The organism is Spirulina sp. CCNP1310 (assembly GCF_034932185.1).
GTDB lineage: Bacteria > Cyanobacteriota > Cyanobacteriia > Cyanobacteriales > Spirulinaceae > Spirulina.
This window is the reverse complement of the sequence record NZ_JAYGHW010000020.1, coordinates 1-24,206: the sequence shown is the minus strand read 5'-3', so window position 1 is coordinate 24,206 and position 24,206 is coordinate 1. Positions and strand designations below refer to the sequence as shown.

Below are 24,206 nucleotides of genomic sequence, written 5' to 3'. Positions count from 1 at the left end.
CAGTGGCGATGTTTGCAAAAATAGGCTGCTCGCTTAGAACCGGAACGCCGTCCCTAAACCGATGACAAACCGAGCCGGGCGGCCTTCGGTGCTGACCACATCTCGCACGGCGGGGGTGATCGTTAGAGGGAAATTGCGGAAGGGGGCAATGGACAGCCCTAAGCCCAGATCTTGACCCGTCCATTCTGCAATTAAACTGACGGGACGAGCCACCCGCAGGGCCATATTGCCAAAGACGTTGATATTGTTCTCACCGGCAAACACTGCCCCGTTAGAGCGGAATTGATTGGTTCCCACACCGCCGGTCACAGAGAGACGGCTTAAGGGTTCATCCAAGGATTCTTGGAGGCGGAAAACCTTCGTGACGGCTCCGTAGAGGGAATGTTCAAAGTCGTTGCGGCCGATATTGAGGAAGCCATTCCAACCAGCGGCGATCGCCCAATCATCGGCTAAACGCTTGTGTACCTTGGCATTAAACCCACCTTCCCCAAAGGGATCGTTATTGGCGAAGGCATAGGACAGTTCCACACCCACCGCGTTGGTCGCATCCCCTAAGCCCACGCCGATGCCGCCATTAAACAGAGAGCCATCCGCTGGGGGGCGTACCGAAGCTTGATAGTTGGCATTGAGGAAAATCGTGTTATTGTCTGCCCCATAGCCCACCGGGATATAGATGCTCATGGCCGGGGAAGATCCGAAGGATTTCGATTCGGGAACCTCAACGGCTTCGATCCGTTGGGGTCGGTAACAGCGGGCGGCTTGGGCCACATAGAGAGGGCTATCGAGGCGAGCATTGGCCTGAAGATTTTCCAGATCGCAGTTGGGGTCGCGGGCGGCCAGTTCGAGGGGTTCGGGGGTTCCCTCCGTAGTGGTTTCGAGGGCGACGGCCTCAGGGGCGGGGGCGGCGGCCCCTTGCAACGCAGCGGCTCCGGTTTGGGGCTGCAACCCTTGATAGTCAGCAAAGGCGAAGGCTTGGGGTTCTTGGGGTGAAGCAAGGGCGATCGCCTCCGCTCCATGGGCTGCAACGGGATCCCCCGCCAAGGTTGGCGATTCGGGGGGAATTTGAGCCAGAGCAACGGCCTCAGGCTGAGGGGATGCAAACATCACCTCTGGTTCTGGGGCCAACTCCACAGCAGCCACCGGCTCAGTCCATTCCAGGGCCATCGGTGCATCGGCAAACTCAATGGCTGCGTTCATCACTTGCGGCTGGCTGGGTTGAACCGTTTGCCGGGTTGCCTCCAGATCCACCAGGGCTAAGGTTTGGGGGGCCGTTTCGGGAGCAATATCGTCTGTGCCGAAAACCGCTCCTTCCGGTACAATTCCGGTTTCAGCAGCAGCGGCAAAATTAGGCAATAAAGGCAGCAAAGAAAGCAGGGCAAGATTCGTGACACGCATATGTTTTCCTCACACAATAGGTGTTGGAAACCAGAGCTTTTTAAGAGGTTGCAATGGTCAATTCAATCTACGCTGTGGGGGGGAGGCATCCGGACGGCTGTTTTCGTTTTCTGGGGGGAATTTTTCTCAAGGGAGCGATGGGGATAGAGCTTTGACCGCGAACATCCCCGACCATCTGCTGCTGAGAGAGCAGACTGAAACCCCCACGACTGAAGTTGTTCCGGGTGGGTTTTCTCTGGGCAAAAGGGAGAGGCCCCCATCAATGGCACATATCCAAGGGAACTTCCTCCGCTAAGATACAAAGCATCAAACTGCGCTCGATAGCATGGCCAATGTCTATCGCTATTACGAAATTTTAGGGCTGCGTCCGGGGGTATCAGCGGACGAAATTAAGCAGGCCTATCGTCGCTTGGTGAAGGAATGGCATCCCGATCGCTTTATCTCCGCTCCCCCAGAAGAGCAAGCCGCCGCCGAATCCCGGATCAAGGAAATTAATGAAGCCTACGAATACCTAAAGGACAACCCTGTCACCGCCAACGCCCCCCCACCGCCCACGGCCCAAGCTCCCGCCAATCCCATCGAAAATGAGGCGCAATGGTACTACATCAAAGGCGTGGAAAAGGCAAAACAGGAGCGGTATAGCGAGGCCCTCGGGGATTTTTCCCAGGCCATTTTTCTCCAACCGGACTACATCCTCGCCTATAAATACCGGGGGCTGGTCTATGCCATTTTAGGGAACGATCGCAAAGCCAATGCCGATTTACGCCGGGTTTCCGAGTTGCAAAAACAGGGGCAAGCCCAACCGACGCGGCCCCGACCCTCCCCCTTTGTCCAAACCCCGCCCCCTACTGGATCAGGCTTGCCCTGGCATTGTGCCGGAACATTGCGGGGCCATACGGAGGGGATTACGGCGATCGCCCTTAGCCCCGATAGTCGTTACTTAGCCAGCAGTAGTTACGATCAAACCCTGCGGGTGTGGCAGTTGAGTACCGGGCGGCCCCTACGGGTACTCACGGGCCATACTGGCCCGGTGTATTCTGTGGCCATCAGTCCCGATGGCCGTTGGGTGGCCAGTGGGGGGGAAGATCATACGGTGCGGCTGTGGAATTTGCAGAATGGCCGGTTAATGCGAACCCTTGGGGGCTGGTTTGGTGGCCATACCTTGGGAGTGCTCACCATCGCCTTTCACCCCGATCGCAAGCGGCTCGTCACTGGGGGCGCGGATCAAACGCTGCGGTTTTGGCATTTTGACCAAGGGAAAGAATTGCGCTGTTTAACGGGTTATGCTGATGGAGTCACGGGGGTTGCCATCAGTCCCGATGGCTCAGTGTTGGTGAGCAGTAGCCTGGAAAAATCCTTGAAAATTCGTCAAATGGGCAGCGGCCGCCTGGTGCGATCGCACCGGGAAAATTACCACATCCTCACGTTGTTATTTAACAGCGATGGCTCCCGCCTCTTCACCGGCAACTCCGATCACCAGATTCGCGTTTGGGATCTCGAAGCGGGGGCAGTGGTGCAAACCTATAGCGGACATCAGGCTCCGGTGACGGCGATCGCCCTCAGCACCGATGGCCGAACCCTGTTTACTGGCAGCGCCAAGGGCGTGATTAAGGGCTGGTCGGTGGGGAGCGGGCGCGAACAATTTAGCCTCCAGGATCATGACCAACAAATTACCGGCCTGGCGGTGACGGCAGACGGCAATACCTTAGCCAGCAGTAGCCTGGATGGTACGGTGAAAATCTGGTGGCGATCGGGGTCTTAACTCGCAGGTGGCCCCATTGGTTCGCAAAGCCGAAGGCCAAGCTTTATGAGATGAGATTCCCTGAGTCAGATGATGCAAGCCTTGTACTGTAGTAGGGGCGAAAAATTTTTCGCCCCTACGCCTATCAATTCTATAACCGGATTCCATATGATGATTTTGTTGAAATCAATGCCCCCATGGGCTGGTGTGTAGGATGAGGAAACGATGGTGGCAACCCTGGGCCCCTGGGGAACGTTTGGCATTGGATTGGGTGGCGATTATTGTTATTGGGCTGTTAACTCTGCCTTTGGCGGTGGTGTTGATTGTGGGGAATCAGGATGCGATCGCCCATCGCAGCCGCCCCCAGGTGATTGGCTTCAGTTGGCAAAACCTCACCATTGGGGCCGATGATGATTATTTCCTGTTGGATTTCAACCGGCCCATGAATCCGGCCATCCTCAACAATCTTGAAATTACGCCCCCGCTGTTGGGCAAAACTGCCATGGTGGGGCAGCGGTTGGCCTACACGCTGACGGATATTCCCGCCTATGGCACGGAATATGAAATTACGCTTCAGGAGGGGAGAGAACTCCCCCGCAGCCCTCGCCATCCGCCCCGTTCCCTCGCCCCCTTTACCGCAACGGTGAAAACCCGCGATCGCCTCCTGGCCTATATTGGTGTGGAAGGGGAGGAAGAGGGCCGCCTCGTCATTTCCAACCTTACCCAGCAGAAAAAGCAGATCCTCACGCCCCCGGATTTGGTGGTGACGAATTTTCAAGTCAGCGGGGAAGGCGATCGCATTCTCTTTTTTGCCTTTGAAAAGGGCAACCCCAACGGCTTAAACGCCCAAGAACTCTACCGCACCACCACCACCGCCAATCGCCTCAACAATGATGATCCTCCCCCCGGCCAAGTCCGCCGCCTCTTAGATGCCGAAACCTATCAAAATGTGCAATTTGACCTTGCCTCCGGCAATGATGCGGTGGTAATCGAGCGGGTGAACCGGCAAAACCCCACCGATAGCGGCCTATGGTTATTTACCCCCAGCGGCGATCTTCGTCCCCTGGGGATCCAGGGCGATCGCTTCCAAGTCTCCCCCGATGGTCAGGTGGTGGCGGTGCGCGATGGCAATGGCGTGACGATTTTACCCCTCACCAATACCGCCACCAGTCGCGAATTTTTACCCGCCTATGAAGATTTAGTCGCCTTCTCCCCCAGGGATTATCGGGAAAAAATCATGGTGAAACCCAAGGATGAGCAGCGGCGATCGCTGGTGGTGATCAATAGTGCAGGCCGGGAGCGGGAGTTAATCACCACCACAGGCTTAATCCTCGACTGTCATTATGAACCCCGCCAAAGCGTCCTGCTTTACTGCCTCCAAGCCGAACGCCTCGACCCCCAACAAACGGAAATCACCCCCTTTGTAACGCTGATTAACGTCCAAAATGGTCGAGAAGTCCCCCTTGTCGCCTTGACGAATGATCTCAATGTCCGCATGGCCATGGCCCCCGATGGCCGCCATCTTGCCTTTGATCAGGTGATTGAAACCGCACCAAGGGCCGATAACCGTGACAGTCAGATCCCCCCCGGCAGTATTTGGCTTTTGCCCCTACCAGATTTCATCCAGGGCGCAAGCCTCCCCGACCTCGCCCCCCCCGAACGCTACGCCGCCGGTCTTGATCCGCAATGGCTGCCCTAGGGGGGAATTTAATGGGCATCAGTGACGCGCCAACTGAGTTTGAGGTTAAACCAGAAATTCCAGAGGGTGACGGCGGCGATCGCCACCAATTGCCCCACATATTCATTGATGCCAAAAATATTAAACAACAGGTTCAACACCAACACGTTTAAAATTAACCCTGAGAGGCAAATAAAGTTAAACTTTAAAAACCGTTTAAAGCGTTTTTGCTGACCTTTTTGGCGGGCGGAAATATCGCCAAATGTCCATAGATCATTCCATGAAAAGTTATTAATAATCGCCACTTCCGCCGCCAGAATTGCGCTCCGAGTTAAGCCCAATCCTAACCCCCCCCGCAACAGATAAAACACCGCCATATTCACGAATACGCCACTCAACCCCACCACTCCAAAGCGAACAAACCGCTTCACGGGCCAGAGGGAAAACCGCAGCCGGATCAGGTGTTGAATATATTCCACATATTGTTTCCAAGTCACTTTACTTTCACCCGTTTCCCGCTCCCGAAACACATAGCCCACCTCCCCAATCCAGCGAATCCGCCCCCTTGCTGCCACTTCAATGAGAATTTTATAGCCGACGGGACTCATCACCTGATGGGCGATCGCCCCCCGCCGCACCATAAAATACCCGCTCATCGGGTCAGAAAGTCGCCCAATCACCTCCGGCAAAATCAGTAACCCCAACATCTGCGCCCCACGGGACAAACAGCGACGAATCAAGCTCCATTCACTCACACCGCCCCCCTCAATATGGCGACTCCCCACCGCCAAATCTGCCCCTTTGACCATTTCGTCCCACAGATCCAACAACACCTGGGGGGGATGTTGTAAATCCGCATCAATTACGCCTAAAACCTTGCCCCTCGCCGCCTGCCAACCGCGAATCACCGCCGTAGATAGCCCTTTTTCTTCCTGACGACGCATCACTTGCAATTGGGGATATTCCGGCATTAACTGCGCCGCCACCTGCCAAGTTCCATCGGGGCTATCATCATCCACCACAATTAATTCATACTGTCCCGGCAAAATTGGATCGAGCAAATCCGTTAAAATTTGGACAATTTTGGGGATATTTTCCCGCTCTTGATAGGTGGGTAAAATCAGCGAAAATTCTAGGGGTGATCCGGTTGTAGCAGGAACAGCTAAGGAGCCAGTGGGAACAGTTAAAAGCTCAGGGTTCATAGGGGTTGAAATGGCATGAAAATAGTGTTTTGGAACTAGGGGTGAAAAATGTTCGCCCCTAGATCATCGTTGTTGATAGAGAGAGACCGTAAATTGATCGAGATCCATCGTTCCCGATAATGCTTGGGTGGCAATGGGGTGATAGTTTTGGCTCAGAACCGCCTTAACGGCTTGGGCGATCGCCTCTTCCTCCTCCAGGGTTGCCGGTGCATCCCACAGGGGCGCATGGCTTTCGAGCCAAATCACGCGGGGATAGGCGGTATTCTCCACCGCTGCGGCTAAACTTGCGGCCAGATCGGCGGGACGCTCTGCCAAGAGATCCAGGGGCAAATCTGAGGGCAGATAATAGGCTAGGCGCATGACATGGCCCCAAGCTTTGGAGTTGAGGGCGATTAAGGTGGGGACGGGTTCCCCTGGGATCATCGCCGCCAATTCATGAAACATCCGGCGCGATCGCAGGCTAAAATCCCCCACACCCATCGTCAAGTAGAAGAGTAAAACGATGATTAGGGGCATCCTAGCCAAGTGGGGGGGTAAGTGGGCGAGCCAGAGGGTGAGCAGGAGTAGAGAGCCGGGGAGAATGACGATGAGCGATCGCCCCCAACCGAAGCCGAGGGTAAATTTCCCCCCCACCACATCCGCCACCAACGCCAACCCCAAGGGCAACAGGGCTAAAATCAAGGCAACGCCCAACAATTGCCGCTGTTGCCATTGCCATAAACTAGCGATCATGCCGACAAAAAAAACAATCGCCACCGCTCCGGCTACCGGGAGAAACGAGGGGGGTAAGCTCGTCACCCAATCCCCTAAAACCAACTGAATTCCCAATGTTTGCACGGTATCGCTGAAATGTTGCCCCAGCGTTGCCCAAAAGCCCAGGGGCGTTGAGAAGCGGTCAAAATCAGCGTTGCGCATTTGTTGTGTTGTTCCCCAGGCAATCCAAGGCAGGGTCAAGCATCCCGCCAGAATAAATCGGCCGGCGTGGGCGAGGCTATGGCGGCGATCCAACCACAGCACCAAGGCTGCTAAGGCAAGGATGTAGTAGAAAAACAGATAGAACGTCATCAATCCCCCCACCATGGCCCCGACGAATAACCCCATCCATAGCAGTTTGAGCCGCGTTAAACCTTGGGTTTCCCCCTGATTGAGGGCAATGATCTGCAACAATGCCCAAGTGGTCAACATGGCCCAAAACACCAACGGCCCATACATCCGCACATTGAGGCTATGGAAGAGGTAATAGGGGTTAAGACCGAGGAGGGCGGCAAAAATCAGGCCGGCGCGGGCATTGAGCAGTTGGCGGCCGATCCCGTAGGCGAGGGCGATCGCCCCCACACTGTACAAGGCATTCAAACTCCGCAATGCCGCCACCCCATTCCCCCACAGCCGCAACCACAGATGTTGCCCCAGGAAAAATAGGGGGGGGTGGGGTTCCCCCGTCAGACCTCGCAAAAACTGGGCAACGGTGGCAACAATATCCCCTAAACTTTCCTCTAGGGGGAGTTGCAAGAGGGCAGTATAGTCTCCCAAGGGCAGGGGTAAGCTGCGGGGGGTTTGGTAGGCGGTTTTTTGCCCAGTGGTTAACAGGAGGGATAATACTTCGTCATACCAAAGCTCACGGCTGCCCAAATGGAGAATCCGCAACAAAACCGCAAGGGCGATCGCCATCAGCAATAATCCCAAGGACGAGAAAATGCGGGCGGGTTTAACCATGGGGAAAGGGTGAGAACGTCCCTCCGATCATGGCACAGCCTTTTCGCCCCTCACCCCTCCCCTTCCGATTCAGCAACAAAAATCAGCAAATCTTGAACAATATGGCAGATCAACCGAGGCTCTTTATCGGCATTGATGGCGGCGCAACAAAAACCATTGCCCGTGTGGAAACGGCAGAGGGGACATTACTGGGCATTGGCAAAGCGGGGCCGGCCAATATTCGCCTGGATCCGGTGGGGGCCTGGGCTTCCATCCAGCAGGCCATCACCACCGCCGCCCACCCGATCCCCCTCGCTGATCCCCAATATCAATGGCATTGCGGCGCAGGTTTAGCGGGAACCCAAGTGCCGGAAGCCTGCGATCGCTTCCTCTCCCTAGAGCATCCCTTCCCCCACATTTACCTCCATTCCGATGGCTATACCTCCTGTCTAGGCGCTCATCGGGGGAGGGATGGGGCAGTGATTGCCATTGGGACGGGGGTGGTAGCCTATCAGATTGAGGGGGAACGGGTGACGCGGGTCAGTGGTTGGGGTTTTCCCCAGGGGGATGAGGGGAGCGGGGCTTGGTTGGGCTTGGCGGCGATCCGTTATACGTTGCAATGGTGGGATGGCCGCCGCTCAGAAACGCCGCTGATTGCCCAAGTTTTTGCCCATTTTGACCGCGATAGTGAGGCGATGATTCGCTGGGCCAATGCCGCCCAATCCCAACAATTTGCCGAACTGGCCCCCTTGGTAATTGCCGCTGCTCAGGGGGGTGATCAAGGGGCGATCGCCCTCCTCGCCGAAGCTGGCAACGAAATTGCCAAAATTTGGCAAGCCCTTGTTGCGCGGCAAGAAAAGCCGTTGCCCTGTAGCCTCTTAGGGGGTTTAGCCGCCCCCTTGATGGACTATTTACCGACGGAACTGCGATCGCACCTTGTCCCGCCCCAAGGGGATGCAGCCCTAGGGGGTGTTATTTTTGCCCGGCGGGAGGCAAGCCGCGCAACTGAGTCAGCAAATGGCTAATTTCCGGGAGAATGAGGCGCTCAAGGCCAAGGGTGACGGCTTTCGTTGAGCCAGGGAGTGCAAACACCAAGATTTTTCCCATCATTCCCCCCAAAGCCTGGGAAGCCATAGCCCGCGAACCCACTTGCTCAAAACTCAACATCCGAAACAATTCCCCAAAACCGGGGATGTTGCGAGTGAGGAGGGGGGCGATCGCCGCTACCGTACAGTCACGGGGGGCGATGCCTGTACCACCATTGGTAATCACCAGATCAATCTCAGGCTCATCCCCCCAAGCGATGACTTGGGCGCGAATCTGATCGGGATCATCGGGGCAGAGTTGATAAGCGGCAATCTTGTGGCCTTGGGCAGTGAGCAAATCTTGAATCGCCTGGCCGCTGGTGTCATTCTCCGGTGTGCGGGTATCGCTAATGGTGAGAATGCCACAGCGGGCAGTGATGGGTTGGTTGTCGGGATGGGGTTGGTGCATGGGAAGTGGGAAGTGGGAAGTAGGAAGTCTTTACCTCGTGCCATGGCTCTGCCGTGGCACGCTGATGGGGCGGCTCTGCCGCCTTTTCGCCCCTAGGATTTCCCAATCTCTCGCAACTGAGCATGGGCGACTTGATAGGCTTCCATCGTTTCCTGGGCGATTTGTTGCCAGCAAAATTGCGCCGCAACGGTTTGGCAACGGTGGGCTAATGTTTGATAGTCTTCAAGGCTGAAGGTGAGTAATTCTAGCAACTTGTCCGCCATGGCTTCAGGATCACCTATAGGGGTGAGCAATGTCGGATCAACGGGGGTGAGCATCGTTTGGGGGCCGGGGATGTTGTAGGCGACAGTGGGAATGCCAGCGGCGAGCTTTTCCAAAATTGCAAAGCCGAACCCCTCGATATAACTGGGAAAGGCTCCTACGGTGGTTTCGATGAGCAATGCCGGTAAGTCTTCGCTGCGGTAGTCGGGGATGATCGTTAAATTTTTGGTGTTGGGCAAGGCTAATTCCCGCAAAATGACAGATTCAGGCGATCGCGTCCCTAAAAATTGCACCTGTAAATCTGGCAACGTTGCCCATAACTGGAGGAGGAGCGATCGCCAATCCTGCGAACCCTTCCGGACGCACCAAGTCCCAATAAACGTTAATTGCGGATTTTCTAACCGGGATTGTAAATGCAGGGGCGAAAAATCTTTCGCCCCAATGGTCGCTAAGGCCTGCCGCCGTTCCGGGGCCAAACCAAAGGGAAATACCCGGCACTTTGCCCCCACCCCCAAGGTTTGAGCCAAATAAGCCGCTTCCGCCGGATTGGGCAGATTGATCAAATCAGCATGGCGAAAACTGGTGAGACAATGGCGGATCTCTTGGCGATCGCGCCATTGCAACAATTGCCGCGCCAACCAACCCCGCCAGGTCAGTTGCGCTGGCTTCACCCCATGATCAAAGGCCACATAGAGGGGATATAGCCCCACCGAACGCACCACCAACAGGCCCCGATAGCCTAAATCCGCCTTACTAAAAGGCAAATTCCCCTGATGGGCATCAATCACATCAAAGCGATCGCCCTCCGCCCGGATAAACTCTCGCGCCTTACTGGCAAAGGACGGTCGCCAAAAGGGAGCGAGGAGAGCTTTTAGCAAACCGAAGCGATCCGGCCGGGAATCTATGACGTTCTGTGTGGAATCCCTAAAAGCACGGTTGAGATCAAAATACTCCACCTCATGGCCCCAACTACGCCACACCTCCGCCAATTCCAACTGCACCCGCGACCCCCCAAAGTTGCGGTCTAAGGGAACGTGCAACATCACTAAAATTCGCAACGGTTGAGCAGGGTTGATCATTGGGGCAGGAGATCGAGGCCGGGGGTAATCGTTTGGGCCATCATCGGTTTACCGTCCTGAATTTGGACAATCACAATACTTTTCACTGGATCCCCCGTTCCCCGGAATCGCAGTGTACCACTCACACCAGGAAAATCCCGAATACTTTGGAGGCCCCCTTGAATCGCCTTGGCATCGGTGCGACCTTCGCGGCGGATTGCTTCGATCAGCAATCCGAGGGCATCATAGGTGAGGGCAGCGGCGATATTTGGGGCTGTATCGTAGGCCCTTTGGTAAGCCTCGATAAATTGGTTGATTTGGGGATTGTTCGGGTCTGCATACCAATGGGTAGCATAGTAGCTTCCCTCCAACGCGGGTAATTCATGGATGGGACTATCCCAAGCATCAGCACCGAGGAAGGTGGCCGTTAACCCCAGTTCACGGGCTTGAGCGGTTTGGCGTTTAATTTCTTCTGGATAGTTGGGTAAGAAGAGGAGATCCGGCTCTAGCTCTTGAATGCGACGGAGGGCGGGGCGGAAATCTGTTTGTTGGTCGCTGGTGTAGGTTTCCTCAGCAACGATCTTATCCCCCAAGCTGTTGAGTAATTCAGCGTCGTTGATGGGGGTATGATCTCGAATCGCCGCCATAAAGGTATGGGCTAACCCTTGGCTATAAACATTGGCAATGTCGTAAAGTATGGCAATCCGCTCTGCTTTCAGGGTGTCTTGGGTAAATTGCGCTAAAACTTGCCCCTGCACATCATCGATAAACCCGGCCCGAAACACATAGTTTTTCCCGGCGGTGGTGTCGGGATGGGTGGAGGTGGTGCTAATCACGGGTAAGGGGATCGTTTCGGCGAAGTTGGCCACGGGAATGGCAGTATAGCTCAAGGGTAGGCCGACAATGGCAATCACTTGATCCTGAAACATTAATTTCCGCGCCGCTGCTAGGGCTTGATCGGGGCGATCGCCCTCATCGGCAAAGATCAACTCCACGGGCCGTTTCACCCCATAAACCTCTAACCCCCCCGCCTGATTCACCGCCTCCGCCACCAATTGAGCCGCCTGAACCGTGGGTAAACCATCGGTGAGAGCGTTCGTCCCCTTTAAAGGGGCCAAAATCCCGATGCGAACAGTATCCGGAGGGGTTAGAGTGGGTTGGGAAGGATCCTGAGAGGTGGAGCGGCGACAACCCCAAAGTTGGGTGAAGCCAAAGCCAACGAGAGCAAGGACAGAACGGCGAGACCAGGACATGGGGGAGGCAGCGATAGGGACGCTCACAGGGAGGGGAGGATTGCGGCGCTTAAAGACAGGTTTAATCATCGGGGGTATGGCCATGGTGGTGACGATGGGGATCACCCCCTTGTCCCTCTTCCCCTGTTATGCCACAGAATGGGCAGAAATTGAGGCAAGGGGGAAATTGATTGTGGCGGTGAAGGATAACACTCGCCCCTTAGGATTTCGTGATCCCGATGGCGTGATCCGGGGGCTTGAAATTGATCTGGCTCGCCAATTGGCGTTAATGCTCTTGGGGAATCGTGATGCGGTGGAATTCGTGCCTGTCAGCAATGGCGATCGCCTCGATATTCTCCATCGGGGGGAGGTGGATTTCGTCATTGCTGGGCTAACGGTCACGCCGATGCGATCGCGCCTCGTCTATTTCACCCGTCCCTACCATTTCGACAGCACCAGCTTGATCACCCGCCAGCCCTCCATCACCCAATTGGCGGATCTGCGGGGGCAACGGGTGGCCCTGTTGCAAGGTTCCAGTGCGATCGCCGCTCTCCGCCATCGCGCCCCGGATGTCACCCTCGTCGGTGTAGATTCCTATCAAGAGGCAATGACATTACTGGCAACGGGGGAAGCGGCAGCCTTTGCGGGCGATCGCACCATTCTCACCGGCTGGAGCCAAATTTACCCTGAATACCGGGTATTAGGCGATCGCCTCTCCAGTGAACCCCTGGGGGTGGCGATCGCCAAAACCCCCCATAGCGGCCGACTGCTGATCACCTTAAACCAAGCCCTGCAAGCCTTAGAGCAATCCGGCTGGCTGGCTGAACGTCGCGCCGCCTGGGGCCTAACCCCCGCAGCCCCTTAAAACCCCAAAGTAAAATCGCCATGGCTGTCCTGAAAGTTCTGTACTATGGTAGGAGGAAGATCCTATGCCCAAACCTGATCTATTGGGGTGCGTCACGGCTACTTATGGAAATCCAAATTTATACAAACACCGCAATTTGGCTTCCTGAAGTCTGGCGCAGACGGTAGGAGATCGATGGATGAAGTCTCAGCAACGTAAAAAGCCGAAAATATTGGTGGTTGACGATGAGCCAGATAACCTTGATCTGCTCTACCGCACCTTTCACCGAGAATACAAAGTCTTTCGCGCCGACAGTGGCCCCACGGCCCTCGATCTGTTGACGCAGGAACCGGACGTGGCGGTGATCATCTCCGATCAACGGATGCCGATCATGACGGGGACGGAATTTCTCAGCCTGACGGCGGTGCAGTACCCGGATATTATTCGGATTTTGCTCACCGGCTATACCGATGTGGATGACCTCGTTGAGGCGATCAACAGCGGCAAGGTGTTTAAATACGTCACCAAACCCTGGGAAGCCGATCACCTCAAGGGCATTGTGCGCCAAGCCCTCGACACCCACAACGTCCTCAAAGTCCGCACCGAAGAACTTTGCCGCTCCCTCAAGCGGGAAACCCTCCTTAACACCGTTACCAACACGATCCGCAATGCCCAGCATGGCCGCCGAGGCGAATCTCCCCTGCGGGAGGTGTTGCAAACCATCGTCAACACCGTTGGGCATTTGCTCGATGTGGATGTTTGTATTCTCCGCACCCGTGCCGATGAAGATGGTGATGGCGAGGTGTTTCGGTATCAAAGAACAACTACCGCCTTAACCGTAGACCAATGCGCCGCGATGGTCTGGGAAACGGAGGAGGTGATGGTGATTCAGGATGTGCAAGGGGATCCCCATTGCAGCGGTGAAACCTCAGAACAGGTGGCCCGCCGAGCGGCCTTTACCGCTGCGGGGGTGACTTCTACCTTAATTGTGCCGCTGATGGCCCAAGCGGATTTAGTGGCGGCCTTAGCCCTCCATCGTTGTGATCAGGAGCATCCTTGGGAGGATGATGAAATTCAATTGGGGGTGATGGTGGCGGATCAGGCAGCGTTGGCCATTTCCCAAGCCCAAGCCTATGAGAAAGTCCAGGCTTTGGCGAAGCGGGAAGCGTTGATTAATACGATCACCGCTGCGATCCGCTCCACACTGGATCCTCAGGAAATTTTCATGGCAATCACCAAGCAATTGGGGACGACGCTGGATGTGGATGGCTGCGCTCTTTCCCTTTGGACGGAGGAGGATGAATATGTTCAATGTGTCGGCCTCTATGATCGCCACGCCAGCGGCGAAACCGTCGATGTGGTCAACCCCAATCTTCCCCAATCCCTTGCGCCGATTACTGGCAATCCGGTGTTAAAAACCGTCTTGCATACGAAAGAGGCGGTGGTGATTGAGGATATGCAGACCCAGGCCCAGCCCAGTGATGAATATGGCAGTGATTTGCCGTTGCGATCGCCCGCCCGCGCTCTGCTTTTGGTTCCCTTACTTGTCGATGGCAAAATCATCGGCAGCATCAGCCTGCGCCAAAGTGAGGCCCCCCGGATTTGGTCGAATTCTGATCTGGAGTTGGCGAAATCTGTGGCTTCCCAGGCGGCGATCGCCGTCCAACAATCCCGCCTTTATCAAAAAACCCGCCAACAAACCGAGCGACTCCTCGAACTCGATCGCCAAAAAAACGAATTTTTCCAAAATATTTCCCACGAATTCCGCACCCCCCTAACGTTAATGATTGGCCCCCTAGAGGCGGCCAATCATCGCCGTCAACCCCTCCCCACGGATCAAGCCCAGATCGCCCTACGCAATGCCCGCCGTTTGCTGCGCTTGGTGAACCAACTGCTCGATTTACAACGCCTCGATGCCGGGCGAATGCAGCCCAAATTCCGCCCCTGTAGCCTCACGGAATTTGTCGAGCAAATTTTAGAAACATTCCAGCCCTATTGCGATCGCAAGGGTATCCAGTTGGTGAGCGACCTCGGAGCCTGTGAAGGGGTGTATCTCGATCTCGAAAAATTCGACAAGGTGGTCTACAACCTCCTGTCCAACGCGATGAAATTCACCGACCCCCAAGGCCGGATCACCGTCACCGTCAAGCCCGCAGGCTCCTACGTCTGTCTAGAAGTCTCCGATACGGGCATCGGCATTGCCAATTCTCAGATCCCCTACCTCTTCGATCGCTTTCGCCAAGCAGAAGGCTCCGTCAACCGCTCCTATGAAGGCACAGGGTTAGGATTAGCCCTCGTTAAGGAAATTGTCGAACTCCACGGCGGCCAAGTAACGGTTCAATCCGTCCATCAAGCCACAGTACAGCCGGGCCAAACCTCCGGAACCACCTTTACAATCTGGCTTCAGCAAGGAGCCACCCACCTCCCCCCCGATCAAATCCTCGAAGTCCCCAGCGAAGTCCAAGTCTCCCGCTCGGAGGTGGAACTGGCAGATTTAGCGGTGGAGCTTCAGGATGAGCAAACCCCCTTGCCGGATCTCCCCACCGAACTCTCTACAGCGGCAAATCCCGCAATAGATACGCCAACGGAGATTGCCGCCCACAATCAACTGATCCTCGTCGTCGATGATAATGCCGACCTCCGGAGCTATGTTTCCTATATTTTGAAATCGGCAGGCTATCCCGTCTGTACCGCCCGCAATGGCGCAGAAGGCTATCAAGTCCTGGAGAGCCAACGGCCCAAATTAATTGTCAGTGATCTGATGATGCCCAAGGTGTCCGGTTTGGATTTAATCCAAATGGTGCGGAGCAATCCAGAATTGCGAGGCACGCCAATTATTTTACTCACGGCCAAAGCCGATGAAAGCAGCCGCATTGAAGGCACAGAGCAGGGAGCCGATGCCTATTTAGCCAAGCCCTTTAATGACCGCGAACTCCTCGCCAGTGTCCGCAATATGTTGGCTCTCAAAGCCAATGAAGAACACATGAAGGAAATTAATGCCTACCTCACCGAAGCGGTGTTAAAACGCTTCTTACCGCCGGAAATGGTGCGGCGAGCGGCCCAAGGGGATATGACCTTGGAACTGGATCCAGAACCCCGCTTAGTGACGATCTTGTTTAGCGATATTGTCGGTTTTACCCAACTGTCGAACCGCTTAGAATCGCGGGGCATTGCCCAGTTGCTCAATGAGTACTTGGAAGCCATGACCCAAGCCGTTTTTGAAAATGGCGGTGTGGTGGATAAGTTTATGGGAGATGCCATTTTGGTGCTCTACGGTGCGCCGGAATTCCTTTCTCCGGAGGAGCAAGCGCGGCGTGCGGTGGCGACGGCGCGGAGTATGTATCGGGTCTTGGATGGGTTGAATGAACGGTGGCGTGCGCAGGGGATTATTGGCCCCGATGGGCCGCCGCCGGTACGGTTCCGTTGTGGTATCCATCAGGGGGAATCGGTGGTGGGGATGTTTGGCAGTGAGCATCGGGCGGATTATACGGCCATTGGCCCGCCGGTCAATATTGCCTCTCGTCTCCAGGAAGCGGCCCAACCCAATAGTATTCTCGTCTCGGAAACCGTGGCCCAATTATTAGCGCCCACGGAGGTGGATAAGTTCCAATCTCTCACCCTCAAGGGCATTGATCAGCCGGTCTTGGCCTATTGGGTCACGAAGTAGGGGCGAAAAATTTTTCGCCCCCAATCCTCAATTTTTTCGCCAATTTTTTCGCCAATTTTTTCGCCCCCAATCCTCAATTTTTTCCAACCCTCAGGGGTTCATGCCCCTGACCTCCCCCAAGGCTTATACAATTCTCGATACACTGGGGAGTAATCCATAACGAGAAAAGAATCATGGAACGTCGTCAATTTTTAAGCTGGGTCGGTGTGGGAATGCTGGCGAGTTCGTTGCCCTTTGCCTTGGCGGCTTGTACCCAAGCAGAGGACAGTCCGGAGGGAGAAGGAGAGAGCAGTGATGCTGGTGAGGGGATCGCCCCCCTGGAAACCACCATTGATGATCAGGGTTTTCAAGCCTTGGCTACCCGTGAGCAGCTTGATCTAGGCCCGGTGCTGGTGGCAACGGCTACTGTGCCGGTGTTTATCTTTGAAGCTGATGGGGAAATGGTTGCCCTCAATCCCACCTGTACCCATAAGGGTTGTACCGTTGAGTTGCAAGAAGATGGGACGTTCCTCTGTCCCTGCCATGCGGCGAAATTTATGGCTAATGGGGAAGTCGCGGATGGGCCAGCAGAAACGCCTCTCCCAGTTTTTGAAATCAAGGCAGAGGGCGATCGCCTCTTGGTGAAAGTGGGAGCCTAAACCCTCACCCCCAACCCCTTTCCCACGGGTTGGGAGAGGGGCGTAAGCGGATTGAGGAGTTTTTGAAAATTGCGTTTAACTTTCCTAAGGGGCGAAAAGTAACCCCACCATTAACAATAACCCACTCCAAAAATGGAGTTTCACCGCAATGAATTTGCAGTTTTTAATCTGTTCCGGTTGATCGTGGTATTGCTGCACTTGGCGGATTAATTGCCAGGCGATGGGCAGGGTGAGAAAAATTAAGCCGGTGGAGAGGGGTAAGATTGCTGTGATTAAGCCTAATCCATAGCTGCCAAAACAGAGAATCAAGCTCCAAGTGAGTAAACTTGCCCCCCTTGCTGTACCGAGGCGAACAATGGGCGATCGCTTGCCGGCGGCTAAATCATCGGCCACCTGATGGAAATGGGAGCAAAATAAAATCAGCGTTGTCGTGAACCCGATAAACACCGCAACGGCCCAACCCAGGGCTGACAATTCAACCCCTTGGGAATAGAGGGCGGCGGCGATCGCCATCGGCCCAAAGGTGATAAAACAAATCGGCTCCCCCAAACCCAAATAACCCCAGCGAAAGGGGGGGCCTTGGTAGGCATAGCCGAGGCTACAGGCCGCCAGAACGAGGGCAATAATCCGCCAATCCTGGGCTAGGGCCGCAACCCACAAAATACTGCCCACCCCCAAGACCAAGCACACCAGACTTAACCAAAAAATTAGCGCCTTTTTTTGGGTTAAATTCACCACAGAATGGGCCTTGTTTTCATCAATCCCTGTTTCAGCATCAAACACATCATTACTGAGGTTAATCCAGGCTAAAACTGCAATTGCTCCCCATAAAAATAGGCTAAAAATGATCCCATTAATCTGTTGATTTTCTCGGTAAGCAATAGCTGTGCCGAGGGCAATGGGAATCACCGCTACACTATACATGGGTAGTTTAATTGCAGCCCACCAAAGTTGCCTGCGGGAATGATGGGATGTTGAAATATTTGGGGTTACTGGAATGGTCATTGCCGCAGAAAACGTAATTTCAAAAAATGGAATCAAAAACCGCGTTCAGAAAAAGTTTGATGATTGCAATCATCAATTGATCTCCTTCCTTTACGAGTTCAGCTACCATAGGCGTATTCCCACCTAGACGGCTTCCCCTCCTTAGACATACCATTGAGTTCTGCTCAAAATTAAAAAATTATAAGAAATTTTACGTTTTTCTATGGCCGTTCTTCCCTATCGTTTTTCTCCGGCATACGATGCGCGAGAACTCCAGTCTCTCTTTAGGGTGGCTTCGGTGCAGGCCCAGCAACGCCATTGCCCCCAAATTCTCAGCTTGACGTTGCCGCTCCTGCCGGGGGTTGACCCTTTGCATCTACTGCACCATAACCCTTTGCGAGGTGAACCGGCGGTGTATTGGGAAAATCCCAGTCGGGGGGAGGCGATCGCTGCCATTGGGCAGGTGGAGGGGGTGGGGTTAAGTGGGGGCGATCGCTTTTGTCAGGCGCGGCAGTGGTTACAAACCTTTGAGCAACACCTGATCCAGGGGGGGGATTTGGATCTGCCCTTCAGTGGTGTCCATACCTTCGCGGCCTTTACGTTCACGCCCCACCGCGCCCCGTTAGGCTATGCTCCGGCGATGTTGTGCGTTCCTCAAATCCAAGTGGCCCGGTGCGGGGAGCAGGGGGTCTGGGTGTATAACGCCCGCATTGAACCCACGACGACGCTGACGGGGTTTCTGTCCCAATTAGCACAGGGGGAAGCCCTGATCCAAAACCTGCTGCAAGGGGTGGATTTCTGCCCTGAAACCATGGCTCGGCCCGGCCATGGTGGCACGATTACCCAAACGCAGCATTTTCCCCAATTTAAACAGGCGGTGGCATGGGCCTTAGAGGCGATCGCCGCTGGGAAGTTGTCGAAAATTGTCATGGCCCATGCGGTGGATCTCGTCAGTTCGCAGCCCTTCGCCGTCGTCACAGCCTTAGCCGCCCTCCGCCGCCATCACCCCGATTGCTATACCTTTGCCTTCACCAATGCCCAAGGCCATAGCTTCATTGGGGCGAGTCCCGAACGATTGATCCGGATTCAGGGGGGGATGTTGCAAACCGATGCCCTCGCGGGTTCTGCCCCTAGGGGAGAAACCCCCGAACTCGATGCCCATTTAGCCCGGCAACTCCTCACCTCAGACAAGGAAAGGCGAGAACATCAAGCGGTGAGTGATTACATTACCCAAAGATTGGTGGCCTTGGGTTTAGACCCGGTGCGCTCTCCGCTACAACTGCGGCAACTGCGGCAAATTCAACACCTTTGGACTCCCATTACTGCCCCTGTCCCCCCCAGCCTTCACCCCCTCGATATCGTCGCCCAACTCCACCCCACCCCCGCCGTTGCTGGTGTGCCGATGGCGGTGGCCTGTGACCATATTCAACGCTATGAGGGGGGCGATCGCGGTCTTTACGCCGCCCCCATCGGTTGGCTCAATGCCCAAGGCGGCAGTGAATTTATTGTGGGCATTCGTTCCGCTTTAATTCGCGGTCAACAGGCAAGGCTCTACGGCGGAGCCGGAATCGTCGCCGGTTCCGATCCGGAGCGGGAATTAGGGGAAATTCAACTCAAACTGCAAACCATGCTCAAAGCGCTGCTCTAAAGGCAATCCAGGGCGAAAAATTTTTGTGCCTCCGGCAGGCTTACGCCAACGCCCCTACGGTTCCCTATTCCCCGTTGCCCATTGCCCATTCCCGGTTCCCCTACTCCCCATAGCTCGCCGCAAACGTAATCTGCCCCGTCTGCACCTGGTCGAAAATTTGATTAATCAATTGCCGCTGGGCCGGATTGGTTTTGCCCATCGCTAAAAACCGGGTCATGAATTGGAAATAATCCGTGCGACTGATCTGGCCGGTTTCCAAAATATAGGTTATTTGATCTTCTAGGGGCAGTTCATTGCCCTGGGTTGTATGATTTACCATGGGATGCAGTCCTCTTGTTGGGAAAATTTCTTCATGGATATTCGTCGCGTTCCTGTCCTCTCTGATAATTATATTTTCCTGCTCCATGATCCCGCCCGAGGTGAGGCAGCGGTGGTGGATCCGGCCGAGTCTGAACCTGTGTTGGCTGAATTAAAGGTGCTGGGGGCAACCTTAGTGGCAATTTTCAACACCCATCACCACCATGATCACATTGGGGGCAACCGAGCTTTAAAGCAAGCTTTTCCCGATTTGTGTATCTATGGCGGAGCAGGGGATCGGGGGCGAATTCCGGGGCAGGATGTCTTTTTGCAGGAGGGCGATCGCCTCCAATTTGGCGATCGCCCCGCCCAAGTCTTTGATGTTCCTGGCCATACCCGCGCCCACATTGCCTATTATTTTCCCCCCACTACACCGGATCAACCGGGGGAGTTATTCTGTGGCGATACGATTTTTAGTGGCGGCTGTGGTCGTCTCTTTGAAGGCACACCGGCCCAAATGGTGACATCCTTAGGGAAATTGCGCCACCTACCGGATCACACCCGCGTTTGGTGCGCCCACGAATATACTGTCCGTAATCTCACGTTTACCCTTACCATTGTCCCCCCCTCTCCTGAGCTTCAGCAGCGTTATCAAGAAGTTGAAAGCCTGCGCCAAGCCGGTAAAGCCACAATTCCCACCTGGCTAGGGATGGAGAAGCAAACCAATTTGTTTCTGCAATGGGATGATCCGACGCTGCAAGCTGCGATGAACACCACCGATCCGATCCAAGCCTTTGGCCGGCTCCGGGACAAAAGAGACCAGTTTTAATTCAATGCTCTGCATGACTCTAAAAACAGGGGGGAGCGGACTGAATTCCATACTACGAACTGAGCGATCGCATCACCGTAGGGGCGTTGGCGTAAGCCTGCCGGAGGCACAACAATTTTTCGCCTCTACCGCTGGCAGGATGATTCCTCAGCAAAAACCCCCCTTGAAAAGGGGGGCAGGGGGGATCTCCGGATTAGACCCTATTCCTCGTCGTCCTCTTCTTCGTCTGTGGGATAGACAAAGCTATTGGAGCGGCCGGTGAGGACGGATTTCCCTTGGGAAAGTGCTTTTTGAGCAGCAAAGGCGGCCTTGCGCTTCCAATTAGCGCGGCGTTGATCTCGTTTGCCGTTGGAGGTTTTCTTTTTGGGGACTGCCATGATGTCGTTTAGGGCTGGTTTACTGTCGCGATCCCCCATTATACAGATATACACCAAATTCTGAATAGAGAGGATGGACGGAAACAGGGGGCGATCGCTCCCCTTAGGCAGGATTAATCATTTTTTTGTCCCATTCCCCCACAGACTAGGGCATACTGAACAAAAATAGTGACGCACTCCCCCACCTCGCTCGCAGGTGGCGGTCAAGGAGCGGAGATTGTGGTATAATTCTCCTATCTCAACTGGCACGGTAATGGGCGGGTATAGAACCCGAACTCCCCAGAGACACGATTGGTTGAGAAAGGTAAAGCGACCTATAAGTCCTCTGTAGTCGGTTAATCAATGTCAGACTCAGGGCAAAATTATTCGTCAGTCCTAAGCGGAAACGACTTAGGGGTGTATGCGGGCAAAAGTTTCCGCAGCACGGTGAGAATGCCACCTGTCACGAGGGATAAATCCTTGTAGGCACCTCCACCTCGCGGAACGCAGGTGGCGGAGCATTCATTCATTTGAGAGAATGAGCCAATGATTGAAATGACCGTTGCGGGGATTGCCCTTGATGCCTATACCCGGAGTCCAATAGTCTTACTCAAGGATGGTTCCGACCGTCGCGCTTTACCGATTTGTATTGGTCAAGACCAAGCCAAGGCGATTATTGGCGCGATTGAAAACCACGAACCTCCCCCTCGCCCCCTCACCCATGATCTGATTGGCAACATTTTTGATAGCTTCAGCCTGAATCTCACCCGGATTGTGATCCATTCCCTTCAGGACAACACATTTTATGCGGTGCTTTGCCTCCAGCAGGGGGAGGATATTCATGAGATTGACTGTCGCCCCAGTGATGCGATCGCCATTGCTTTACGGACGAATAGCCCGATTTGGGTGATGGAGGAGGTGGTGGCGGCGGCTTCGATTCCGGTGGATCGCGAAGCCGATGAGGAGGAGCGGCAGGCGTTCCGGGATTTTCTTGCCAACCTCAGCCCTGAAGATTTTAAGAATATGAATCGCCAACCGGGTAACGGTGAATCCTAAGGGGTAGAACTCAACCCATGGACTATCGCCGCTTTGGTAAAACCGGCCTAGTGCTTTCGGTCTTCTCCCTTGGGACGATGCGGGGTCTGGGGGATTTTCGCGCCTTTCGCGCCACGGTGGAGGCGGCGATCGCCCTAGGAGTTAACCACATTGAAACGGCCCAAGCTTACGGCAATAGTGAGGTTTACCTAGGGAAAATTTTACGAGACTTACCGGCTTCGGTGGGCGATCGCCTCATTCTCACCACAAAATTACTGCCTGGCCCTGATTTACAGGCAAGATTGGCACAATCGCTGCAACGGCTCCAGCGCGATCGCCTCCATTGTTTAGCCATCCACGGCCTCAACACCCCCGACCATCTCCATTGGTTGCACACCTCAGGACTGGCACAATTAGCCGCCATCAAAGCAGCGGGGTTAGTCCGGTTCATCGGATTTTCCACCCATGGCCCCTTAGATGTGATTTTGGCAACCTTGGCAACTCAGGCCTTTGATTTTATCAATCTTCATTACTACACCTTCTTTCAGCGCAACGAGCCAGCGGTGCAACAGGCCCAGGCCCAGGATCTAGGGGTTTTGATTATTTCCCCTGCGGATAAGGGGGGGCAACTCCATCAACCGCCGCCGCAACTGGTGCAACTTTGCGCCCCGTTTTCACCTTTGGGATTGAATTATCGCTTTTTACTCTCCGATCCTCGGATTACCACCTTAAGTTTGGGAGCAGCAACCCCGGAGGAGTTAATTGCGCCCCTAGAATGGGGCGATCGCACCCACCCCCTCACGGCGCAGGAAACGCAAATTTTTAACCGTTTAGCAGGTGCATTACTGGAAAACTTGGGGACAACGCAATGCCACCAATGCTATGCCTGTTTACCTTGCCCAGAAGCCATTAATATCCCGGAATTGTTGCGGTTGCGGAACTTAGCCCTCGGTTATGGCATGACCGGGTTTGGCCAATACCGCTATGGCATGGCGGAAAAGGCGGGCCATTGGTTTCCGGGCAAGCGGGGCGATCGCTGCACCGATTGCGGCGATTGCCTGCCCCGTTGCCCCAGCCAGTTACCCATTCCCGATCTCTTGCGGCAAACCCATGATCATTTAGCCGGGTCGCCCCGCCGTCGGTTGTGGGAGGATTGAGGGATTTGAGGAGTGGGATTTGAGGAGTGGGATTTGAGGGGGGCGATCGCCACGACTAACCCCCTTGGTACAATAATCCCACTCCATCTAAGGGCAGCCCATGAGCGAAACCATTTTTAGCAAAATTATCCGTAGAGAAATCCCGGCTAACATTGTCCACGAAGACGACCTCTGTCTTGCTTTCAATGACATCAGCCCCCAAGCCCCCACCCACATCCTGATCATCCCCAAAAAACCGATCCCCCGTCTCTCAGAAGCCAGCAGTGAAGATCACGCCCTTTTGGGACATCTCCTCTGTATGGTGCAAAAAGTCGCCACTGAAGCAGGCTTAACCAACGGCTATCGGGTGGTGATTAACAATGGTAACGATGGCGGCCAAACCGTCGATCACCTTCACCTCCATATCCTGGGCGGGCGGCCCATGGCTTGGCCCCCTGGCTGATAGGCCGATTCTGAGAAATTTCTGAATTAGTCCTTTACAATTTGCAATGTTTGCTCTAACATAAGCTCAAGCGGTTAAGCAGAATATGCAGCCGCCCGTTTGTCAAAAACATTCATAGTTATCATTCAAACCATGACAACCACCCTTCAAGCCCAACAAAGCGCCTCCCTCTGGGAACGCTTTTGTCAATGGGTGACAAGCACCAACAACCGCCTCTATGTGGGCTGGTTTGGTGTCTTGATGATCCCCACCCTCCTGACCGCCACCACCTGCTTCATCATCGCCTTCATCGCTGCTCCCCCCGTGGACATCGACGGCATCCGTGAACCCGTGGCTGGTTCCTTGCTCTACGGCAACAACATCATCTCCGGTGCGGTTGTTCCCTCCTCCAACGCCATCGGCTTGCACTTCTACCCCATCTGGGAAGCCGCTTCCCTCGATGAGTGGCTCTACAACGGTGGTCCCTACCAACTGGTGATTTTCCACTTCCTGATCGGCATCTTCTGCTACATGGGTCGTCAGTGGGAACTCAGCTACCGCTTAGGGATGCGTCCTT

General features: G+C 54.8%; 20 protein-coding genes and 1 pseudogene. 12 read left to right on the top strand and 9 right to left on the bottom strand.

The annotated features are described in order from the left end of the window. Positions 1–33: 33 nt before the first annotated feature. Positions 34–1,395 carry a hypothetical protein gene (locus tag VB712_RS06890; RefSeq protein ID WP_323253479.1) on the bottom strand — a complete coding sequence of 454 codons (1,362 nt, stop codon included), beginning with the start codon at positions 1,393–1,395 and terminating at the stop codon, positions 34–36. Between the two features lie 325 nt (positions 1,396–1,720). On the opposite strand from VB712_RS06890, the gene VB712_RS06885 reads away from it, so the two are divergent. Beyond that, positions 1,721–3,157 (top strand): DnaJ domain-containing protein, encoded by a 1,437-nt coding sequence (locus VB712_RS06885; RefSeq protein ID WP_323253477.1) that lies wholly within the window; start codon positions 1,721–1,723, stop codon positions 3,155–3,157. A gap of 193 nt (positions 3,158–3,350) precedes the next feature. Next, positions 3,351–4,835 (top strand): hypothetical protein, encoded by a 1,485-nt coding sequence (locus VB712_RS06880; RefSeq protein WP_323253475.1) that lies wholly within the window; start codon positions 3,351–3,353, stop codon positions 4,833–4,835. 8 nt (positions 4,836–4,843) lie between these two features. Here VB712_RS06880 and VB712_RS06875 read toward each other — a convergent pair whose 3' ends face one another. Further along, entirely contained in the window at positions 4,844–6,016 is a 1,173-nt protein-coding gene (locus VB712_RS06875; protein ID WP_323253473.1) for a glycosyltransferase, read from the bottom strand. A 63-nt stretch (positions 6,017–6,079) separates the two neighbouring features. Beyond that, complete coding sequence (locus VB712_RS06870) at positions 6,080–7,729, bottom strand: glycosyltransferase family 39 protein (protein WP_323253471.1); 1,650 nt, start codon at positions 7,727–7,729, stop codon at positions 6,080–6,082. 29 nt (positions 7,730–7,758) lie between these two features. Between VB712_RS06870 and VB712_RS06865 the strand changes: the two genes are divergently transcribed. Further along, positions 7,759–8,733: a BadF/BadG/BcrA/BcrD ATPase family protein gene (locus tag VB712_RS06865; protein WP_323253469.1), complete on the top strand. Its 975-nt coding sequence runs from the start codon at positions 7,759–7,761 to the stop codon at positions 8,731–8,733. Here the strand turns inward: VB712_RS06865 and VB712_RS06860 are convergent. The 3 genes from VB712_RS06860 to VB712_RS06850 form a co-directional block, all read right to left on the bottom strand. Continuing rightward, positions 8,681–9,202, bottom strand: a complete 522-nt coding sequence (locus VB712_RS06860) for a MogA/MoaB family molybdenum cofactor biosynthesis protein (RefSeq protein ID WP_323253466.1) — start codon at positions 9,200–9,202, stop codon at positions 8,681–8,683. The two genes, VB712_RS06865 and VB712_RS06860, sit on opposite strands and share 53 nt — an antisense overlap. A 92-nt stretch (positions 9,203–9,294) precedes the next feature. Beyond that, positions 9,295–10,542: a glycosyltransferase family 4 protein gene (locus VB712_RS06855; protein ID WP_323253464.1), complete on the bottom strand. Its 1,248-nt coding sequence runs from the start codon at positions 10,540–10,542 to the stop codon at positions 9,295–9,297. Beyond that, positions 10,539–11,801 (bottom strand): ABC transporter substrate-binding protein, encoded by a 1,263-nt coding sequence (locus VB712_RS06850; RefSeq protein WP_323253462.1) that lies wholly within the window; start codon positions 11,799–11,801, stop codon positions 10,539–10,541. The genes VB712_RS06855 and VB712_RS06850 overlap by 4 nt, the downstream gene beginning before the upstream one ends. Positions 11,802–11,814: 13 nt before the next feature. Here VB712_RS06850 and VB712_RS06845 point away from each other — a divergent pair, with 13 nt between their 5' ends. The 3 genes from VB712_RS06845 (at position 11,815) to VB712_RS06835 (ending at position 16,902) form a co-directional block, all read left to right on the top strand. Beyond that, a complete protein-coding gene (locus tag VB712_RS06845; RefSeq protein ID WP_323253460.1) occupies positions 11,815–12,618 on the top strand; it encodes a transporter substrate-binding domain-containing protein in 804 nt (267 codons plus the stop codon). A gap of 178 nt (positions 12,619–12,796) precedes the next feature. Then, on the top strand, positions 12,797–16,264 hold the full coding sequence (locus tag VB712_RS06840) for a response regulator (RefSeq protein WP_323253458.1): 3,468 nt from the start codon (positions 12,797–12,799) through the stop codon (positions 16,262–16,264). Positions 16,265–16,437: 173 nt separating this feature from the next. Continuing rightward, positions 16,438–16,902, top strand: coding sequence for a ubiquinol-cytochrome c reductase iron-sulfur subunit (locus VB712_RS06835; protein ID WP_323253456.1), 465 nt, complete (start codon positions 16,438–16,440; stop codon positions 16,900–16,902). Positions 16,903–16,986: 84 nt separating this feature from the next. Here the strand turns inward: VB712_RS06835 and menA are convergent, their stop codons facing one another. Beyond that, positions 16,987–17,907: a 2-carboxy-1,4-naphthoquinone phytyltransferase gene (menA, locus tag VB712_RS06830; RefSeq protein WP_323253454.1), complete on the bottom strand. Its 921-nt coding sequence runs from the start codon at positions 17,905–17,907 to the stop codon at positions 16,987–16,989. A gap of 202 nt (positions 17,908–18,109) precedes the next feature. Here menA and VB712_RS06825 point away from each other — a divergent pair, with 202 nt between their 5' ends. Further along, positions 18,110–19,534, top strand: a complete 1,425-nt coding sequence (locus VB712_RS06825) for an isochorismate synthase (protein ID WP_323253452.1) — start codon at positions 18,110–18,112, stop codon at positions 19,532–19,534. A 100-nt stretch (positions 19,535–19,634) separates the two neighbouring features. Here VB712_RS06825 and VB712_RS06820 read toward each other — a convergent pair whose 3' ends face one another. Then, the gene (locus tag VB712_RS06820) at positions 19,635–19,853 is read right to left on the bottom strand and encodes a hypothetical protein (RefSeq protein ID WP_323253450.1); all 219 of its coding nucleotides are present in this window, start codon (positions 19,851–19,853) and stop codon (positions 19,635–19,637) included. A 33-nt stretch (positions 19,854–19,886) separates the two neighbouring features. Between VB712_RS06820 and gloB the strand changes: the two genes are divergently transcribed. After that, positions 19,887–20,660, top strand: a complete 774-nt coding sequence (gene gloB / locus VB712_RS06815) for a hydroxyacylglutathione hydrolase (RefSeq protein WP_323253448.1) — start codon at positions 19,887–19,889, stop codon at positions 20,658–20,660. Between the two features lie 200 nt (positions 20,661–20,860). Here the strand turns inward: gloB and rpmF are convergent, their stop codons facing one another. Beyond that, complete coding sequence (gene rpmF / locus VB712_RS06810; RefSeq protein WP_323253446.1) at positions 20,861–21,037, bottom strand: 50S ribosomal protein L32; 177 nt, start codon at positions 21,035–21,037, stop codon at positions 20,861–20,863. A gap of 525 nt (positions 21,038–21,562) precedes the next feature. Between rpmF and VB712_RS06805 the strand changes: the two genes are divergently transcribed. The 4 genes and pseudogenes from VB712_RS06805 to VB712_RS06790 form a co-directional block, all read left to right on the top strand. Then, positions 21,563–22,072: a bifunctional nuclease family protein gene (locus VB712_RS06805; protein WP_323253444.1), complete on the top strand. Its 510-nt coding sequence runs from the start codon at positions 21,563–21,565 to the stop codon at positions 22,070–22,072. Between the two features lie 17 nt (positions 22,073–22,089). Beyond that, on the top strand, positions 22,090–23,208 hold the full coding sequence (locus VB712_RS06800; RefSeq protein ID WP_323253442.1) for an aldo/keto reductase: 1,119 nt from the start codon (positions 22,090–22,092) through the stop codon (positions 23,206–23,208). A 100-nt stretch (positions 23,209–23,308) separates the two neighbouring features. Then, complete coding sequence (locus tag VB712_RS06795; protein ID WP_323253440.1) at positions 23,309–23,650, top strand: histidine triad nucleotide-binding protein; 342 nt, start codon at positions 23,309–23,311, stop codon at positions 23,648–23,650. A 132-nt stretch (positions 23,651–23,782) separates the two neighbouring features. Beyond that, positions 23,783–24,206 (top strand): annotated as a pseudogene (locus tag VB712_RS06790) (photosystem II q(b) protein); the annotation flags it as partial.